The sequence below is a fragment of the Methylosinus sp. RM1 genome (assembly GCF_011378635.1).
GTDB classification, from domain to species: Bacteria; Pseudomonadota; Alphaproteobacteria; order Rhizobiales; family Beijerinckiaceae; genus Methylosinus; species Methylosinus sporium.
Genome location: NZ_WOVC01000035.1, coordinates 12031 through 29776, shown reverse-complemented (window position 1 = coordinate 29776; position 17746 = coordinate 12031). Strand labels below are relative to the sequence as shown.

Genomic DNA, 17746 nt, shown 5'->3' with positions numbered 1-17746 from the left:
GACCGAGAAGCGCGGCGATCTCGACGTGCTGGCCAATGGCCTTCTGGAGTTCGAGACGCTGACCGGCGACGAGATGATCGGCCTGCTGCAGGGCAAGCGCCCGGTGCGCGAGGATGTGCCGCCCGCGGCCCCGCCGGCGCGCCCCTCGCCCGTGCCCTCGACCGGCCGCACGCGGCCCTCGCCCGAGCCAGACGCCGGCGGGCTGGAGCCGCATCCGGTCTGATCGGACGGACCCGATTTCAAACAAAAGCCCGGCGCGAACCGCCGGGCTTTTTTTGCGCTCAGCCGCGCGGGCCGAGAAGAATGAGCACGGCGCCGATGAGGCAGATCGTCGCGCCTATCGCATCCCAGCGATCCGGCCGCACGCCTTCCACGGCCCAGAGCCAGACGAGCGAGGCGGCGATATAGACGCCGCCATAGGCTGCAAAGGCGCGGCCGGCGGCCTCCGTCTCCACGCGGGTGAGCAAAGCGGCGAAAGCGAAAAGCGAGAGCGCGCCGGGCGCGAGCCAGAACGCCGATTTGCCGAGCCGCCGCGCGACAGCCCAGAAGGCGAAGCAGCCGCCGATTTCCGCGAAGGCGGCGCCGATATAGGCGAGCAGCGTCGCCGCGCCGACCCCGCTCACGCGAGCAGCGCCTCGACGGCCTCCGGCGGGCGGCACAGAGCGGCCTTGTCGCCGATGACGACGATCGGCCGCTCGATCAAGACGGGATGCTTCTCGATCGCGTCGAAGATCGCCTCGTCCGTCACCGAAGCATCGCCGAGGCCGAGCTCCGCGTAAGGCGTACCGCGCTCGCGGAGAATGTCGCGCACGCTTTTCCCCATTTGCTTCAGCACCGCCTTCAGCGTCTTTCGGTCCGGCGGCGTCTTCAGATATTGCACGATCTCGGGCTCGAGCCCGGCCTCCTTCAGCCGCGCGAGCACCTTGCGAGAGGTGCCGCAGGCGGGATTGTGATAGATGACGACCTTCATCGAGCCCCCCGGATCATGTTAGCGTGGCGCGAGCATAGCCCCGCCGCCGGAAGGGCGAAACCGGGCCATACGCACAGACCACAGGGCGAGAAAGGCGATGGAAGCGGCCAATGTGAGAAGCGATATTTCTTCATATCCTTTTCCGATGATGCGCGTAGGGACGGATTTCGTCCGAAAACGCCCATAATCTCGAGGTCGATTGGCGCCGCGGCGGCGGCGCTCGCGCCTTTCCGGCGTCGCCGCCCCCGCCGTTTCTCGGAGAACGACAAGCAATGACGCGCAGCTATTTCGGCACGGACGGCATCCGCGGACGCGCCAATCAGAAGATCACGCCCGAGCTCGCGCTCAAGGTCGGCCAGGCCGCCGGCCTCGTGTTCAACCGCGAGAGCGAGAGACGCCATCGCGTCGTCATCGGCAAGGACACGCGGCTCTCCGGCTATATGATCGAATATGCGCTGGTCGCCGGCTTCACCTCGGTCGGCATGGACGTTCTGCTGCTCGGCCCCATGCCGACGCCGGCTGTGGCCATGCTGACGCGCTCCATGCGCGCCGATCTCGGCGTGATGATCTCCGCCTCGCACAATCTCTTCGAGGACAATGGCATCAAGCTGTTCGGCCCGGACGCCTTCAAGCTCACCGACGAGACGGAAGCCGAGATCGAGAAGCTCATCGACCGCGATCTGACCAGCCGCCTCGCCGGCCCGCAGCAATTCGGCCGCGCCAAGCGCGTCGAGGATGTGCGCGCCCGCTATATCGAATACGCCAAGCGCACGCTGCCGCGGAACATGAGCTTCGAGGGATTGCGCGTCGTGCTCGATTGCGCCAATGGCGCCGCCTATAAGGTCGCGCCGGAAGCTCTCTGGGAGCTCGGCGCCGAGGTCATCACGATCGGCGACCAGCCGGACGGCTTCAACATCAATCGCGACGTCGGCTCGACCGCCCCGCAGGCGCTGCGCGACAAGGTGCGCGAGATGCGCGCCGATGTGGGCATAGCGCTCGACGGCGACGCCGACCGCGTCATAATGGTGGACGAGCTCGGCCATGTCATCGACGGCGATCAGCTGATGGCCGTCGTCGCGCGCAGCTGGCGCGACGACGGCCTGCTCGCCAAGCCCGGCGTCGTCGCGACCATCATGTCCAATCTCGGCTTCGAGCGCCATTTGCAAGGGCTCGGATTGACGCTCGAGCGCACCGCCGTCGGCGACCGCTATGTCATCGAGCGGATGCGCGAGCTCGGCTACAATCTCGGCGGCGAGCAATCGGGCCATGTGATCCTCTCCGATTACAGCACGACCGGCGACGGGCTCGTGACCGCCATGCAGGCGCTCGCCGCGGTGAAGAAACTCGACCGCCGCGTGAGCGAGGTATGCCGCTGCTTCGAGCCGCTGCCGCAAGTGCTCAAGAATGTGCGCGCGCGCGGCGCGAAGGCGCTGGAACAGGAGCGCGTCATCGCCGCCATCGAGGCGGGACGGCGGCGCCTGGAAGGCTCCGGGCGCCTCGTCATCCGCCCCTCCGGCACGGAGCCTGTCATTCGCGTGATGGGCGAAGGCGACGACCCCGAGATCGTCGTCAGCGTCGTGGACGATATTTGCGACGCGCTGACCCGGGCCGAAGCAGCGTGAAGAGCGAATAGCGAATAGGGTTTTGGGAGTAGCGAGCAGCCGATTTGCTACTCGCTACTGCCGTCCGACTACGTACATCGCCAGTAAGGTTAACTCCACTTTAAGCGTTCTCCCTCAATCTTCCTTCACATTGGCGCCAGCCAAGGGTCCGCGCCGCGGTCCTCTATCGTGAAGGGAAGACATTTATGGGCAAGACGAGAGCCCTCTTCATAGCGGCCGCATTCGCTTCCGCCATGACCATGAGTTTCAGCGCATTCGCCGCCGATCTTCTTCTGCCGCCGCCTCCGCCGCTCGAGCCGCCGCCGCCCGCCGATTTCGGCGGCTGGTATCTGCGCGGCGACGTCGGCGTCGGCGTCAACCAGATTTCCGAGCTTCGCTCGACTTTCAGCCCGACCGTCCTGGTGCCGGCGCCGCAGTTCGATCAATATTCGATCGGCGACAGCGCTTTCGCTGGGGGCGGCGTCGGCTATCAGATCAACAATTGGTTCCGCGTCGATGTGACCGGAGAATATCGCACCGCCGCCAATTATCGCGCCACGCAGAGCTACGCCAATATCTTCGGCCTCGCCTGCGGCGCGCGCTGCTACGACATCTACAGCGCGCAGCACAGCGCGGCCGTCTTCCTGGCCAATGGCTATGTCGATCTCGGCACCTGGTACGGGATCACGCCCTTCGTCGGCGGCGGCGTCGGCGTCGCGGTCAATTGGCTGAACAATCTCTATGATCTCTCGGCGCAGCCGGCGGGCGGCTTCGGCATCGCCCAGGACGCCACCAAGACCAATTTCGCCTGGGCCGTGATGGCCGGTCTCGCCTATAACATCACGCCCAATTTCAAGGTCGAGCTCGGCTATCGCTATCTCGACATGGGCAAGTTCCAGACCAATGTGATCGGCTGCCTCGCCGCCGGCTGCGCGGGCGAGCGCCAGACCTTCCAGCTCGCTTCGCACGACATTCGCCTCGGCTTCCGCTATGCGCTGATGGCGCCCGCGCCGATGCTGATGGCGCCCGGCCCGCTGATCCGCAAATATTGATCTGAAGCGTCTTCTCCGAAGCCTCTGGCGCGCGGCTCGAAAGAGCTGCGCGCCTTTTCTTTTGGCGACTGCTTGATCTATACCCCAGAGGGGCATAGATCAGATTTCGGGCGGCGAGACGGTCTTGCGAATTTTCAAGACGAGATGGTTCGCGCGTTTCGCGCGCAAAGAGAAGATCACCGACACGCGGCTCGCCGAGGCGATCACCCGCGCGGACAAGGGCGGGATCGACGCAACACTCGGCGGCGGCCTCGTCAAGCAACGCGTCGCGCGGGACGGAGGAGGGAAATCTGGCGGCTTCCGAACCCTCGTCGCCTTTCGCGCTTCGACGAGAAGCGTGTTCCTCTATGGTTTCGCCAAGAGCGCCAGAGAAAATATCGAGCCGGCGGAACTCGAAAATGCTGAAAAAGCTCGCGCAGCGTTTTCTCGCCATGACCGACGCCGAGCTCGATCTGGCGCGTGCGGAAGGCGAAGTGGTCGAGGTGGGACATGACGATCCAGGCCAAGAAAAAATATCGTAGCGACATAGCCGAAGCGGTTCACGAAACCGCGACCGGACTGCGCAGAATCGGCTTGCTCGACGCCAAGACGATGCGTGAATTCGACGCCTCCTGCCTCACGCCCGTCGAGCCGTTGACCGGTAGGCAAATAGCCGCTCTGCGCCAGCGCGCGGGCGTGAGCCAGAGTGTCTTCGCCCGCATTCTGAACGTGCAGCCGAAGCTCGTCAGCGAATGGGAGCGCGGGGAGAAGAAGCCGAGCGGGCCTTCGCTCAAGCTGCTCTCGATCGTGAAGGCGCGAGGGCTCGACGCGCTCCTTTGAGGAGGCGCCGCCGCAATCCTCTGGATGAGCGCCAGAGGCCCCCTCGCGAGACGGCGCGAAATCGGCCATATCTCCCCTATGGCCAAGCGTCCCGCCAAATCCCCCGCCCCCGAGGGCGACGATCCCGCCCCGCCGATCGCCGCCGGGCCGAATGTGCCGGAGCTGTCGGTCTCCGAGCTCGCCAATGCGCTCAAACGCACGGTGGAGGATCGCTTCGGCCATGTGCGCGTGCGCGGCGAGATCACCAATTATCGGGGGCCGCATTCTTCCGGCCATGTCTATTTCAGCCTCAAGGACCAGAACGCCCGTCTCGACGCCGTGATCTGGAAAATGACCTTCCTGCGCCTGCGCGTGAAGCCGCAGGAGGGGCTGGAAGTCGTCGCCACCGGCAAGATCAGCACGTTTCCCGGAAAGTCCTCCTATCAGATCGTCATCGAGACGCTGGAGCCGGCCGGCGCCGGCGCGCTGATGGCGCTGCTCGACGAGCGGCGCAAGCGCCTCGCCGCCGAGGGGCTGTTCGACGCCGAGCGCAAAAAGCCCCTGCCCTTCCTGCCCCTCGTCGTGGGCGTCGTCACCTCGCCGACCGGCGCGGTGATTCGCGACATATTGCATCGGCTGCTGGATCGTTTTCCGCGCCGCGTGCTGGTGTGGCCGGTTCGCGTGCAGGGGGAGACCTGCGCGGCGGAAGTGGCCGCCGCCATCGACGGCTTCAACGCTCTGCCCGCAGGCGGGCCTATTCCGCGGCCGGATGTGCTGATCGTCGCGCGCGGCGGCGGCTCGCTCGAGGATTTGTTCGGCTTCAATGAGGAGATCGTGGTGCGCGCGGCGGCGGCGAGCGCCATTCCGCTGGTCTCCGCCATCGGCCATGAGACCGACACCACGCTCATTGATTTCGTCGCCGATCTGCGCGCCCCCACTCCCACAGGCGCCGCCGAAAAATGCGTGCCAGTGCGCGCCGAGCTGGTGGAACATACGGCGACGCTCGCCCGCCGCCTCGCCGGGGCGGAGCGGCGGCTTCTGGACGCCCATCGGCGGCAGCTCGCCTCGTTGCAGCGCGTGCTGCCGGCGGGGACGCAATTGCTGCTCGCGCCGGCCCAGCGCGCCGATCGCGCCAGCGAGCGGCTGCGCGGCAATTTGCGACGCGCGCTGGATGGCAGGCGGCTCGCGCTCTCGCGCGTCTCCCATGTGCTGGCCCGCCATTCGCCGCAGGCGGAGCTGGCGCGCGCTTCCGAGCGGCTGAAGGGCCTGCATGCCCGCCTGCGGCAGGGCCTCGCCGCCCGGCTCGCCCTCTCCCGCCGGGAGGCCGAGGGCGCACAAAGGCGCCTCGACCATGCCGAGCAGCGGCTGCGCTCGGCCTTCGTCCGCATATTGGACGAGCGGCAGGCGCGGCTCGTGCGGCTCGATCAGCTACGCAAGACGCTCGGCTATGAGCAGGTGCTCGCGCGCGGCTTCGCCCTTGTGCGCGACGAGACGGGCGCCTTGCTGCGGCAGGCGGCCGATGTCGCGCCGGGCCAGAGGCTGGATGTGCAATTTTCTGACGGCCATGTCGCCGCGCAGGCGGATGGGGACGCGCCGTCGCCCGCTCCGGCCCCTACCGCACGGCCGAAGCGCGGAAAAGACAAGGGCGGCGGCGACCAGGGCTCACTCTTTTGAAACCACGCGGCAAACTTCCGCTCGGCGTGCGCCATCGCCTCGGCGGCGCGGTTGCGCAGCGAAACGGCGCTCGCCATATGCTCGAACAGGAGGCCCGCTCCATGTTCAAGCGCTCGTCATCGCCACAGCACGATGGTCTGAGGCTCCAGGCAATGGACGCCGAGGACCTCTCCTGCCTCTCCGCTTTGCTTCAGGACGCGCTGGTCCGCGTCGGCGACATTGCCTTTCTGCCCGAGCAGCGTCGCTTCGCCTTTCTCGGCTGCCGCTATGATTGGGCCGCCGCCGAACAGGGCAAACGCGAGCGCTGCCATTCCGGCGTCCATTTCGACGGGGTGCGGCGGGTGCGCCAGCTCAAAATCCCCCGCACCGAGCCCGAAGCGATTTTGGATCTTCTTGCCGTCACTTTCGAGCCCGCCGTCGAGCCGCCGGGGGGCGTCGTCACGCTGGTTTTCGCCGGCGGCGCGGCGATTTCGCTCGATGTGGAATGCGTCGAGGCCCGCCTCCAGGACCTCGGACCGCGCTGGGCCGCGAAGGCCTGTCCGTCACATGAGCTTGACGAAGACGGCGAGGGAGGGTCATGACAACCGGAAATACCGGTTGGAGAAGAACATGACTTGGCGATTGGATGCGTCGGCGGCGGATTTCGAGGAGCGCTTCACCGCGCTGCTGGCGACGAAGCGCGAGGCCGCCCAGGACGTCGACGACACCGTCCGCGGCATTATCGAGGATGTGGCCGCCCGCGGCGATGCGGCGCTGATCGATTATTCCAAGCGCTTCGACCATATCGACCTCGCCGAAACCGGCATTGCGCTGACGAAAGCGGAAATCGACGCAGCCGAGGCCAAGGTGCCGAAGGAGACGCTGGCCGCCCTCGATCTCGCCCACGCCCGCATCAAAGCCTTCCACGAGCGCCAGCGGCCGCAGGACCTGCGCTATAAGGACGAGGCCGGCGTCGAGCTCGGCTGGCGCTGGAGCGCGCTCGAATCGGTCGGCCTCTATGTGCCGGGCGGCACCGCCTCCTACCCCTCCTCCGTGCTGATGAACGCCGTGCCGGCCAAGGTGGCGGGCGTCGATCGTCTGGTGATGGTGGTTCCAGCCCCGCATGGGGTGATCGACCCGCTGGTGCTGGCCGCCGCCAAGCGCGCCGGCGTCGACGAGGCCTATCGCGTCGGCGGCGCGCAGGCCGTCGCGGCGCTGGCCTATGGCACCAAGACCATTCGCCCCGTAGCCAAGATCGTCGGCCCCGGCAACGCCTGGGTGGCCGCCGCCAAGCGCCGCGTCTTCGGCCTCGTCGGCATCGACATGATCGCCGGCCCCTCGGAAATTCTCGTGCTCGCCGATAAGACCGCCAATCCCGATTGGGTGGCGATCGATCTGCTCGCCCAGGCGGAGCACGACGAATCGGCGCAGTCGATCCTCATCACCGACGATCCTTCCTTCGCCGAGGCGACCGCCGCCGCCGTGGAGCGCCAGCTGGCGACGCTCTCGCGCTTCGAGATCGCCTCCAAGAGCTGGCGCGACTATGGCGCGATCATTGTGACCAAGAGCCTCGCCGAGTCGATCCCGCTCGCCGACCGCATCGCCGCCGAGCATTTGGAGATTGTCTCGGAAGACGCCGAGGAGCTGGCCGCCAAGGTGCGCAACGCTGGCGCCATCTTCATCGGCGCCTATACGCCGGAGGCGATCGGCGATTATGTCGGCGGCTCCAATCACGTTCTGCCGACGGCGCGCTCGGCGCGCTTCTCGTCGGGCCTCAGCGTGCTGGATTTCGTGAAGCGCACGTCGATTTTGAAATGCGACGCCGCCTCGCTGAAGGAGATCGGCCCCGCCGCCGTCGCTCTCGGCGACGCCGAGCGGCTGCAGGCGCATGCGCGCTCTGTGGCCGTGCGCCTCGATCAGCGCGGGGCGTGAGGTGGCGACGAGCGCGACCAAGCGGCTGATCTCCGTCACGCTCGATGAGGCATCCATCGGGCGCGGCACTGCGGATCAGGAGCATGAGCGCGCCATCGCCATCTATGATCTCATCGAGGACAACAGCTTCGCGCTGGAAGGGCATGACGGCGGGCCTTACGCCCTCGTCATCGCCCTGCATGACGCCAAGCTCGTCTTCGACGTGCGCGACGAGGCGGGCGCCACCATCGTCACGCATATTTTATCGCTGACGCCCTTCAAGCGCCTGCTGAAAGATTATTTTCTCGTTTGCGAGACCTATTACGCCGCGATCCGCACCGCGACGCCGAGCCGGATCGAGGCGATCGACATGGGCCGGCGCGGGCTGCACAATGAAGGCGCGGCCCTGCTCGCCGAACGGCTGAAGGGCAAGATCGACTGCGATTCGGACACTGCGCGCCGCCTCTTCACGCTGGTCACGGCCCTGCATTGGAAGGGCTGAGCCCATGCCGGACGGAGGCGGACCCGTATCGCGGCCGAGCGCCGTGCTGTTCGCCTGCACGCAGAACGCCGTGCGCTCGCCCATGGCCGAGGCGCTGGGGCGTCATTATTTCGGCCGAGAGATCTATTTCGCCTCCGCCGGCCTGAAGCGCGGCGAGAGCGACCCTTTCGCCATAGCGGCGATGGACGAGCTCGGCGTCGACATCTCCCGCCACAAGCCGCACACTTTCGAGGATCTGGAAGATTCCAACTTCGATCTGATCGTGACTTTGTCGCCGGAATCACATCACAAGGCGCTGGAATTCACGCGCACCATGGCGGTCGATGTCGTCTATTGGCCGACGCTCGACGCCACCGCGACCAGCGGCTCGCGCGAGACGATCATGGAGTCCTATCGCGCCGTGCGGGATTCGCTGTCGAAGCGCATCTTGAAGCTGCTGTCGGTGGAGCATGGATCGGATTGAAGCCTCGTCTTCGTGGCGTGATGCGCCACGAAGACATGAAGGACACGAGATCACCCACGCGCCAGAATAGCGAAGAGCAGCGTGAGCTGACAGAAGAAGCCGATGAGGAACATCGGCGTGCGCACCCACGGCAGGCCGAGCGTGTAGACGACATAATGCGCCGCGCGCGAGGCGAAGAACAAGAGCGCCGCGAGCGCCGTCGCGGAGGTGCCGCCGCCGACGATCTGTATCGTCAGCGCCAGCACGGCGAAGACGACGAGATTTTCGATCATATTCGTATGCGCGTTTTTGGCGCGCTGCGCCCATGGCGCCTTGGTGGCGACATCGCGCAGCGGATCGCTGAATGTCGTGATCGGCCCCAGCTCCAATATGCGCTGCAGAATATAGGGAATCCACAAGACCGAGGCGAGGCCGGCGGTCAGCACGGTCCAATAGAGCTCGGGAGAAATAGCGTTGGTCATAGCGTGTCGCTCTCCTCATTCGTCGAAGACGAAAGCAAGCTAGCGAAGCGCCGCGCATTGGTGAAGTACGCAGAAATATCGCCGATACCGACGAACTTTGTCGATACGGCAATAAATGATACCAACCTCGAATGGAGGGCGCATCCACCCTCCCCTTCAGGGGGAGGGTCGGCCGGCGATAGCCGGACGGGGTGGGGTCCAACGGCGAAGACTCGGGGCGTCACCCCCTCCCGAGCGCATTCGCGCTCGACCTCCCCCCTCGAGGGGGAGGTGGAAACGCCTTTCGCCCATAGGGTTAGACAGGGCTCTCACATGCGCAAGCAGCGGCACGTGGAATATGACGAATGCCCGATCGAGGGCGCGATGGATATCATCGGCGGCAAATGGAAGCCGTCGATCCTGTTTCGTCTCGCCGATGGAACCAAGCGCTTTTCCGAATTGCAGCGGCTGCTGAAGACGATCACGCAGCGCACGCTCACCCAGCAATTGCGCGATCTCGAGCGCGATCGAATGATCTCGCGCCATGTCTTTGCGGAAGTGCCGCCGCGCGTGGAATACAGCCTCACCGAGCGCGGCCGCTCGCTGGAGCCGGTGCTGGCGCTCTTGTTCCGCTGGGGCGTCGACAATGTGCTGGCGGAAAAGGCTACAGCCCCGAAAGCCCACGCGCCGCGGCGATCAGCCGACGGTCCGACCAGCGCGGGCCGATCAACGAAATCGCGAGCGGCGGCGCGCCCGCGGGCCGCGAAAGCGGAACGCTGATCTGCGGCAGGCCGAAGAAGCTGGCGAAGAGAAAAGTTCGGAACATCTGATAGCGCTTGGCGTCGAGAGCTTCCTCGCTCTCGCCCAGCCGTGGCGAGACGAAAGGCGTCGTCGGAACGACGATGAGGCTGTTCTTGGCGAACATGGCCGCGACACGCGCGCGCGCATCGCGCCGAAAAGCGTCGGCCTCGGCTTTGGCGGCGGGCGTCACTCTCGACGCCATGTCGAAGCGCTCGGCGATGCCGGGACCGAATTGCGGATGTTCCGCCGCGATCCAGGCGCCATGCGCGCCCCAGGCCTCATAGGCCTGGAGATTGCGGAAATGACGCAGCGACTCGGCCCAGAATTCCTCGCCCAATGTTACGTCTCGCTCGGAAAATCCTTGCGCGACGATGGCGCGCGCCGGCGCCATGGCCGCGGCGGTCTCGGCGTCGCATTGCGCGAAAGTCTCGCCGAGGAAGACAGCCTCGTCGAATGCGCCTTGCGTGAGATCGCGCGGCAGCAGCGCGTCGCCGACCCGCGCCATGAGATCGATATCGCGCGCGAACCAGCCGATGACGTCGAGCGAGGCGGCGAGCGGAACGACGCCATTCACCGAAATTGCGCCATGCGAGGAGCGAAATCCGTAAATTCCGCAAAAGGCCGCCGGCGCGCGGCAGGAGCCGGCCGTATCCGTGCCCAGCGCGAAATCGGCGAGCCCAGCGGCGACGGCGGAAGCCGAGCCGGAGGAGGAGCCGCCTGGGTGGCGATCCGGCGCGGCGGGATTTTTCGGCGTTCCGTAATGGGCGTTGGCGCCGAGCAGGCTATAGGCCATCTCGTCCATATGCGCCTTGCCGACGAGCCGCGCGCCGCAGGCGAGCAGCCGATCGACGACGGGCGCGTTCATCGCCGCCGGCGCATGAGTCGCCGCCCATGTCGGCTGGCCATTGGCGGAGACGAGGCCCTCGACGTCGATGTTCTCCTTGACGACGAAGCGCGCGCCCGAAAGCGGCCCCTGCGCCGACGCCGAAACATCGAGCGAATGCGTCAGAGCGGACGAAGAGCCCGACATTCTGTTTCCTCCCATCGAGCGCCGTGCGATCATTCATTGCGGGTTCATCGGCGATGCGGATTTTCGACGGTGATCCGACTTTTGCAAGATGCGGATTTGAATTTTCACGAAACGACAGGTGCGGAAATGACAATCAAGAAATATGTCGCCGAGGCGATCGGCGCAGGCGCTCTGGTGCTGCTGGGATGCGGCTCGGTGACGCTCGGCGAGCTCGGCGGCGTGCTGAGCTCGACGCAAGGGATCGGCCCGCTCGCCGTGCTGCCCATCGCCTTCGCCTTCGGCCTCACCGTGACGGCCTTCGCTTATGGCATAGGGCCGGTCTCGGGCTGCCACATCAATCCGGCGGTCTCGATCGGCGTCTGGTCCGCGGGGCGGCTCTCGACGCTCAATCTCATCGGCTACATCATCGCGCAATGTCTCGGCGCCATCGCCGGCGCGGCGATCCTCTACGCGATATTGAAAGGCCGCGAAGGCGGATATGACGTCGCCGTCGCCGGCCTCGGCCAGAATGGCTGGAGCAATATTTCGACGACCTCGGCCTTTCTGGTGGAATTCGTCGGCACATTCCTGTTTCTGGTCGTCATCCTCGGCGCGACCTCGACCAATGGCGGCACCGCCTCGGCGGGCGTGGCCATCGGCCTCGCGCTCGTCGTCATCCATATCGCGCTCATTCGCGTGACCGGCACCTCCGTCAATCCGGCGCGCTCGCTCGGCCCGGCAGTGTTCGTCGGCGGCAAGGCGCTGGAACAGCTCTGGCTGTTCTTCGCGGCGCCGCTGCTCGGCGGGCTGACGGCCGGCCTGCTGTTCCGCTGGCGCAGCCTGGAGCCCTGACGGAATCGCTCCGGCCTCCACACGATTGAGCCGGAGCTTTCGCGCATGGCAGGATCGCTTCTCTTTGCGAGGAGATCGATCGATGGCGCATCACCCGATCCGCGGCTTGGTCCTGGCCTCTTTTCTCTCATCCATGATCGAGGCGCCAGCCTTCGGCCAGAGCCTCGATCTCTCCAAATCGACCATCGTCGATCTCACCCATTCCTTCGACGCCAAAACCATTTATTGGCCGACCTCGCCCTCGGGCTTCGAGCTCAAATCGCTGCACAACGGCCTCACCGAGCGCGGCTATTTCTACGCCGCGAACAGCTTCTGCTCGCCCGAACATGGCGGCACGCATCTCGACGCGCCATTGCATTTCGCTCGAGGCCATTGGACGAACGCCGAAATTCCCGTCGATCGCTTCGTCGGGCCCGCCTTCGTCATCGATGTGAGCGCCAAGGCCGCCGCCGATCCCGATTACACGCTGACGCCGGAAGACATAGCCGAATGGGAGGCGGCGCATGGGCGCATTCCGCCAAGCGCGATCGTGCTGCTGCGCACCGGCTGGAGCGCGCGCTGGAGCGACCGCAAATCCTATCTCGGCGATGATACGCCCGGCGACGCGACGCATCTGCATTTCCCCGGCTATGGCGCGCAGGCGGCGGCGCTGCTCGTCGTCGATCGCCGCGCCAAGCTCATCGGCATAGACACGGCGAGCGTCGACAATGGCCCGTCGCAGGATTTTCTGGTGCATCGAATCGTCGCCGGCGCCGACGCCGCCGGGCTCGAGAATCTCGATAATCTCGACAAATTGCCGGCGACCGGCGCCATCGTCTTCGCTCTGCCAATGAAGATTTCCGGCGGCACAGGCGGCCCGGCGCGGATCGTGGCGATGGTGGCACGGTAGAAGTGAATAAATTGCCGATCGATTATCGAAACTTCAGATCGCTCGGCGGCGTTCGATCGACAGATTTCCAGACCCCCTCGATATGCTCTTTCACGCGAGTTCCATTTGGAAATCTTTCCAGAAACAAACGGGAAATCTGCTCCAATCTGCCATAGTCGCCTGCCGACGCCACGATCATGACCAGATAAAAAAAGCATTCTTGACCGGCTTTGCCAGACGCTACGACCTCATCCAAAATCAGCCTCGCGTGATCGACTCGGCCGAGAAAATACAACGAACAGCCGAAAATCTCTAGATATTCGTAATAAAATATCGAATCTTTGCTCAACCCGCTCCGTTCTACTATATTAGAATATCTCTGACAGACATACTCGTTCTTGAACATATTCAAAGTTTGCTTTTCAGACTCGACTCCATCGAAGCCTCTACTTTTTTCCGGAGGGTGAGCCCTGTCGAGCCGATCTGAGCAATTGTAGAACTCTCGAACCTTTGTCCGCCACCCTTGAGTGTCGCCTTGTCTCGGCTGTCAAAGCCCAGATACAATCCGATCTCAGAAAACAACTCATGCATTCCGACCTCGAAAGCAGCGTCTCCCAAAAACATAAAACTCTCCTCGAACCTCTCGATATACCTTTCAACGAAAATCTCGTAATTTTCTCCAAATGCGATTCGGTCATATTCAGAGATATGACAAGCGTTTTCTACATAACTATGGTCATGCCTCAAGAACAGATCTCCAAGATCATACCCACCCATCATTGTCGAATATATCAAATATTCAGGATAAATGTTATAGTAATCGATTTTATATATATTCGCCATTGGCATATTTTTTAATTTTGCCGCAGCGCTCGGAGTGAGCATCAATATTCTATCTTCAAAGAAGTACGGAACAAACCCAGCCGCTCCCAAGATCAGGCACTTGGATTCGTCGAGCCGCCACGCCGCATCCAATATCTCGACGAATTGTCGAAAATGCCCCGTCACTTGTGACTTGAAATCGGCCCGGATCCTCAAGACATGACTGTCGGCGTCGAAAATATCTAGCCCCAGCGCCAACTGTTGATGCTGAGCTAAAAAGCTCTTGAAGCGACCATGTAGTGTATCGATGAGAGGAAGAAGCCAGCCACAATCACAAAATTCAATATGACAACCTGTTTCGTTGTCGGACATTGTAGCTTGCGCCAATCTGAGTTGATCAGACCAGGACGAAAACACGATTTTATGAAATCGGTGCGCGACACAATCGATCTCTCTTACCAAAATTCGGAACTCAGCCTCGTTTCGAATTTGACCGGTAATCAATAACGACAGCTTCATCTCGATACCTGATGCACAAACCGCGCGCCGGCAGGGTCCAGCACGCAACGAGGACAACGCGGCCGCAGCGCAGCTCTCGATCCGATCGGAAACTTCCCCCAACCAAACACTTTTGGCAAGGCCGAGTCACGGCGAAAAATGCGTCATAGCGGCACGTCGACGTTCGGAGACGCGACTCCACGTCCCCCCGCCCACGCTCCCACAAGTCTCACAATTGCACACATTCCTGGCGACAGCGCGAAATATATTGCGCCAACCATACTCAGGAAGCGAGCGCCACTAATTCCCCGCTGCGCCGCGCGCGGCGATCGGCCAGCTCGGCGTCGAATTCTGATCGGCGAGCCAAAGCTCGATCGCCTCGAATGTCGCGCGCGCGCCTTCGACCATCTCCGGCAGCAGGCCGCGCGCGGCGCCGTCCTCCAGCGCCGCGCAGAATGCCGGCGCCGAGCAGCGGATCGAGCGCCGCGGCGAGTCGTGCGGCGCCCAGCGTCGAGCCCTCGCGCACATAGAGCGCGCCGAGCCATTCGCCATGGCCGCGCGGCGCGAGCCGCCTCGCCATGGGCAGGGCGGCGATCGTCTCGTCATCGGCGCCGAGATCGACGAGATCGCGCGCCAGCAGATGCGCCCGCGCGCCGATGCGCGCATCGACGCCGAAACACAGCGCCGCCTCGAACAGCGCTCGCTCGAAGGGCAGATGAAATCCGTAGAGCCGCGCCAGCAGCCGCAAATATTGCGTCGGCGCGATCGTCCCCGCCGCGAGCGCCGCCAGCGCCGGATGATGGTGAAGCCGCAGATGCGCGGCGCCGCGCGCGCCGGCGAGGCCCGCTCGCCCTCAATGCTCATGTCCGCGCCGCCTTTTGGGGCGAAGCGCTCTGGGCCATGACGCGCGACAGCGCGCCGACGAGCTCCTCCGCCGCATAAGGCTTGGTCACGACGGGACGGCCCGCAAATCGCGAAGGCGTCACGGCGCGATTCGCAAATCCCGTGGTGAAGACGAAGGGGACATGCGCCTCCGCGAGCGCGTCGGCGACCGGCCATACGGGCTCGCCGTCGAGGTCTATGTCGAGCAGAGCGACGTCGCAATCATGCCGCAGCGCCGCGCGCAGCCCATCCCAGACAGTCGCGCAGCTCTGCGCGATCTCCATTCCCCATTCCTCGAGCAGCTCGCGGACCGACAGCGCGACGAGCGCCGCATCCTCGACCAGCAGCACGCGGCGACGCGCGAGCGCCGCCGGCTCGACCGCGGCGGCGGAACGCGGGCGCCTCTCGCTCTCCTGCGGGCCTTTGGCGAAAGCGATCTGCGACACGGGAATGCGGATGCGGCATTCTACTCCCGTCGCCGGAAAGCGCAGTTCCGCCTCGCCGCCGAGATCGATCGCCATCGTGCGCTCGATCAGCATACGCCCGAAACCCGATCGCTTCGGCGGCGCCGTCGGCGGGCCGCCGGCCTCCTTCCAGGTCAGCGTCAGCCGCTCCTCGCCCTTTTCGCGGCGGCGGCGCCATTCGACGCGCACGCGGCCGCCCGGCGTCGACAGCGCGCCATATTTGGCCGCGTTCGTCGTGAGCTCGTGAATCGCCATGCTGACGGCGAGCGCCGCCTTCGGCTTCAAGGCCACGGGCTCGCCGTCGATGCGGCAGGCGCTCTCCCTCCCCTGGCGAAAAGGCGCGAGCTCGTCCTCGACGATGGCGCGCAGCGACAGTCCCTCCCATCGGCTCTGCGTCAACAGCGTCTGCACGCGCGCCATCGTCGAGAGCCGGCTCTGCAGCGTCGCGTTGAATTCCTCGAGCGAAGCGGCGGAGCGCGCGGTGAAGCGCACCAGCGATTGGATCACCGACAATATGTTCTTGGCGCGATGCTCGAGCTCGGCCATCAGAAAATGCTGATGCGCCTGCGCCGCCTGCCGCTCGCGCACGGCGAGGTCGAGCGCATGGACGAAGACTTCGAGGATCGCCGAGCGCAGCGATCGCGCGATTTCGATCTCCGTGTCGCTCCAGGCCGACGATTGCAGGCGCGCGGTCTCGTCCCAGGCTTCGAAAGAGGCGCGCGGCGTCAGCGTCTCGCCATCCATCGCGACCGCCTCGGCCGGATTTCCGGCCCAGCGGACCAGCTGCCGCAGCTCGCCGCGAAAAAACAGCACATAATCCTTCGGCGTGCGCGAGATGGCGATGGCGAGCACGCCGGAGGCGACGTCGCAAAAGGCCTCGGCCGGCGCATAGGACAAAGGCAGACGATCGCTGACGAAGAGGCCCTGTTTCGACTGCGCGTGAATCCAGCTCAGCAGCGCGCCGATCTCCTGCGTCGACGGCGTGCGTCCGAGCGTCGCGCATTCCCCCTCGACGACGACCGCGCAGCCGTCGGCCTCGATCAGATCGAGCAGATCGGGCTTACCCTCGAGCAGAGCGCCGGCGAGATCGGCGCGACCCGACAGCGCGCCGACCAGCCGGCTCTGGACCTCGCCGGCGCGCGTACGCCGCTTCGCCGTCTCGGCCTCGATGCGGCTCTGGAACTCGAGCGAAATCATCTGCGCGAATAATTCGCAGGCCGCGCGCCGGCGCAGATCGATGAAATGCGGCGTGCGATGGTGACAGGCCACGAGGCCGAACAGCTCGCCGCCGACGACGATCGACAAGGACATGGAAGCGCGAACGCCCATATTGGCGAGATAGCGCAAATGCACCGGCGAAACGCTGCGGAGCACGCTATGGCTGAGATCGAGCGGCCGCCCGGTCGCGGGCGAGAGCGCCGGCTCGATCGGCGCCGGCGTGTAGCGGACGTCGGGAATGAGGCGCAGCCAATTGGTGAGATAGAGCCTGCGCGCCTGCTGCGGAATGTCCGAGGCCGGAAAGCGCAGGCCGAGATAGGATGGGCAGCCCTCGGCCGCCGCCTCGGCGATCACGCTCCCCGAGCGGTCCGGAAAAAAGCGATAGACCATGACATGGTCGAAGCCGGTGGCGAGCGCCGTTTCCCGCGCCACCGCCTCGGCGTAGGTCTCCAACGTCTCGGCCGCCGCCGTCGCGGCGAGCATTTTCTGCACGAGTCCGAGCGGATCGCTCTCGACGCCGTCGCGCCGCGGCTCCAGCTCGACGAGAATGACGCCATCGCCGAGATGGACGACGCCCTCGAGCGCGAGCGCGCCATCGCCGGCCTCGGTCTCGAAGGCGAGACAGGAACGCGGCCCGGCGGCGTCGGCGGCGAGCCGCGTCAATCGCGTCGCCGCCACGGCGCCGAGCCGCGCCTCGACGTTCTGGCCGATCAGCGCGCTATGCGGCGCGCCGAGCAGCGCCTGCGTGTCCCCGGCGACCTGGGCGATACGCATATCGTTCGGATCGAGAGCCAGCAGCACGCCATGCGGCTGGATCGCGCCCGGCGCATGGATCGGCTCCCGATCGCAGATCGATAGGTCGACGCGCTCCGAGGCGTCTACTGGCGTCATCGCGTCGCCGCTCCAGCGTCATGTCTGCGATAGGCAGCCATATAAGGCCGG

General features: G+C 65.1%; 20 protein-coding genes and 2 pseudogenes. 14 read left to right on the top strand and 8 right to left on the bottom strand.

The features are described 5' to 3' along the window. Positions 1–223 (top strand): annotated as a pseudogene (locus FMZ75_RS17755) (cell division protein FtsH); the annotation flags it as partial. Between the two features lie 58 nt (positions 224–281). On the opposite strand, the gene FMZ75_RS17750 reads toward FMZ75_RS17755, so the two are convergent. Continuing rightward, positions 282–623, bottom strand: coding sequence for a YnfA family protein (locus tag FMZ75_RS17750; protein WP_166144790.1), 342 nt, complete (start codon positions 621–623; stop codon positions 282–284). Beyond that, positions 620–970 (bottom strand): arsenate reductase (glutaredoxin), encoded by a 351-nt coding sequence (arsC, locus tag FMZ75_RS17745; protein ID WP_166144787.1) that lies wholly within the window; start codon positions 968–970, stop codon positions 620–622. Before arsC ends, FMZ75_RS17750 begins: the two co-directional genes overlap by 4 nt. 272 nt (positions 971–1242) lie before the next feature. Here arsC and glmM point away from each other — a divergent pair, with 272 nt between their 5' ends. From glmM to FMZ75_RS17700, 10 genes and pseudogenes are all read left to right on the top strand, one after another. After that, positions 1243–2592, top strand: coding sequence for a phosphoglucosamine mutase (gene glmM, locus FMZ75_RS17740; RefSeq protein WP_166144784.1), 1350 nt, complete (start codon positions 1243–1245; stop codon positions 2590–2592). Positions 2593–2777: 185 nt separating this feature from the next. Then, positions 2778–3623, top strand: coding sequence for an outer membrane protein (locus FMZ75_RS17735; RefSeq protein WP_166144781.1), 846 nt, complete (start codon positions 2778–2780; stop codon positions 3621–3623). Between the two features lie 124 nt (positions 3624–3747). Then, positions 3748–3984 (top strand): annotated as a pseudogene (locus FMZ75_RS22245) (type II toxin-antitoxin system RelE/ParE family toxin); the annotation flags it as partial. 37 nt (positions 3985–4021) lie between these two features. Further along, complete coding sequence (locus FMZ75_RS22240; RefSeq protein ID WP_370464746.1) at positions 4022–4144, top strand: hypothetical protein; 123 nt, start codon at positions 4022–4024, stop codon at positions 4142–4144. Next, on the top strand, positions 4113–4442 hold the full coding sequence (locus FMZ75_RS17725; protein ID WP_166144778.1) for a DNA-binding transcriptional regulator: 330 nt from the start codon (positions 4113–4115) through the stop codon (positions 4440–4442). The genes FMZ75_RS22240 and FMZ75_RS17725 overlap by 32 nt, the downstream gene beginning before the upstream one ends. Positions 4443–4520: 78 nt before the next feature. Further along, positions 4521–6095, top strand: coding sequence for an exodeoxyribonuclease VII large subunit (gene xseA / locus FMZ75_RS17720; RefSeq protein WP_166144775.1), 1575 nt, complete (start codon positions 4521–4523; stop codon positions 6093–6095). Positions 6096–6172: 77 nt separating this feature from the next. Further along, entirely contained in the window at positions 6173–6676 is a 504-nt protein-coding gene (locus FMZ75_RS17715; protein WP_370464745.1) for a DUF2948 family protein, read from the top strand. Between the two features lie 28 nt (positions 6677–6704). Beyond that, positions 6705–8006: a histidinol dehydrogenase gene (hisD, locus tag FMZ75_RS17710; RefSeq protein WP_166144772.1), complete on the top strand. Its 1302-nt coding sequence runs from the start codon at positions 6705–6707 to the stop codon at positions 8004–8006. Then, complete coding sequence (locus FMZ75_RS17705) at positions 7963–8487, top strand: UPF0262 family protein (RefSeq protein ID WP_207783497.1); 525 nt, start codon at positions 7963–7965, stop codon at positions 8485–8487. The genes hisD and FMZ75_RS17705 overlap by 44 nt, the downstream gene beginning before the upstream one ends. Before the next feature lie 4 nt (positions 8488–8491). Further along, a complete protein-coding gene (locus tag FMZ75_RS17700) occupies positions 8492–8950 on the top strand; it encodes a low molecular weight phosphatase family protein (protein WP_142863951.1) in 459 nt (152 codons plus the stop codon). 50 nt (positions 8951–9000) lie between these two features. Here the strand turns inward: FMZ75_RS17700 and FMZ75_RS17695 are convergent, their stop codons facing one another. After that, complete coding sequence (locus FMZ75_RS17695; protein WP_166144769.1) at positions 9001–9411, bottom strand: MAPEG family protein; 411 nt, start codon at positions 9409–9411, stop codon at positions 9001–9003. A gap of 312 nt (positions 9412–9723) precedes the next feature. Between FMZ75_RS17695 and FMZ75_RS17690 the strand changes: the two genes are divergently transcribed. Further along, the gene (locus FMZ75_RS17690) at positions 9724–10170 is read left to right on the top strand and encodes a helix-turn-helix domain-containing protein (RefSeq protein WP_166144766.1); all 447 of its coding nucleotides are present in this window, start codon (positions 9724–9726) and stop codon (positions 10168–10170) included. Here the strand turns inward: FMZ75_RS17690 and FMZ75_RS17685 are convergent. Further along, complete coding sequence (locus tag FMZ75_RS17685; protein ID WP_246729050.1) at positions 10055–11221, bottom strand: amidase; 1167 nt, start codon at positions 11219–11221, stop codon at positions 10055–10057. The genes FMZ75_RS17690 and FMZ75_RS17685 overlap by 116 nt on opposite strands. A 132-nt stretch (positions 11222–11353) precedes the next feature. On the opposite strand from FMZ75_RS17685, the gene FMZ75_RS17680 reads away from it, so the two are divergent. Both FMZ75_RS17680 and FMZ75_RS17675 read left to right on the top strand, forming a co-directional pair. After that, entirely contained in the window at positions 11354–12052 is a 699-nt protein-coding gene (locus tag FMZ75_RS17680; protein ID WP_166144793.1) for an aquaporin, read from the top strand. Between the two features lie 82 nt (positions 12053–12134). Further along, positions 12135–12941 carry a cyclase family protein gene (locus tag FMZ75_RS17675; RefSeq protein WP_166144760.1) on the top strand — a complete coding sequence of 269 codons (807 nt, stop codon included), beginning with the start codon at positions 12135–12137 and terminating at the stop codon, positions 12939–12941. Between the two features lie 22 nt (positions 12942–12963). Here FMZ75_RS17675 and FMZ75_RS17670 read toward each other — a convergent pair whose 3' ends face one another. The 4 genes from FMZ75_RS17670 to FMZ75_RS17655 all read right to left on the bottom strand — a co-directional run bounded on the left by FMZ75_RS17670 (position 12964) and on the right by FMZ75_RS17655 (position 17695). Next, positions 12964–13269: a hypothetical protein gene (locus FMZ75_RS17670; RefSeq protein ID WP_166144757.1), complete on the bottom strand. Its 306-nt coding sequence runs from the start codon at positions 13267–13269 to the stop codon at positions 12964–12966. A gap of 59 nt (positions 13270–13328) precedes the next feature. Then, entirely contained in the window at positions 13329–14114 is a 786-nt protein-coding gene (locus FMZ75_RS17665) for a hypothetical protein (protein WP_166144754.1), read from the bottom strand. A 409-nt stretch (positions 14115–14523) separates the two neighbouring features. Then, on the bottom strand, positions 14524–14988 hold the full coding sequence (locus FMZ75_RS17660) for a biliverdin-producing heme oxygenase (RefSeq protein ID WP_166144751.1): 465 nt from the start codon (positions 14986–14988) through the stop codon (positions 14524–14526). A 112-nt stretch (positions 14989–15100) separates the two neighbouring features. Continuing rightward, entirely contained in the window at positions 15101–17695 is a 2595-nt protein-coding gene (locus tag FMZ75_RS17655) for an HWE histidine kinase domain-containing protein (RefSeq protein WP_166144748.1), read from the bottom strand. Positions 17696–17746 lie beyond the last annotated feature (51 nt).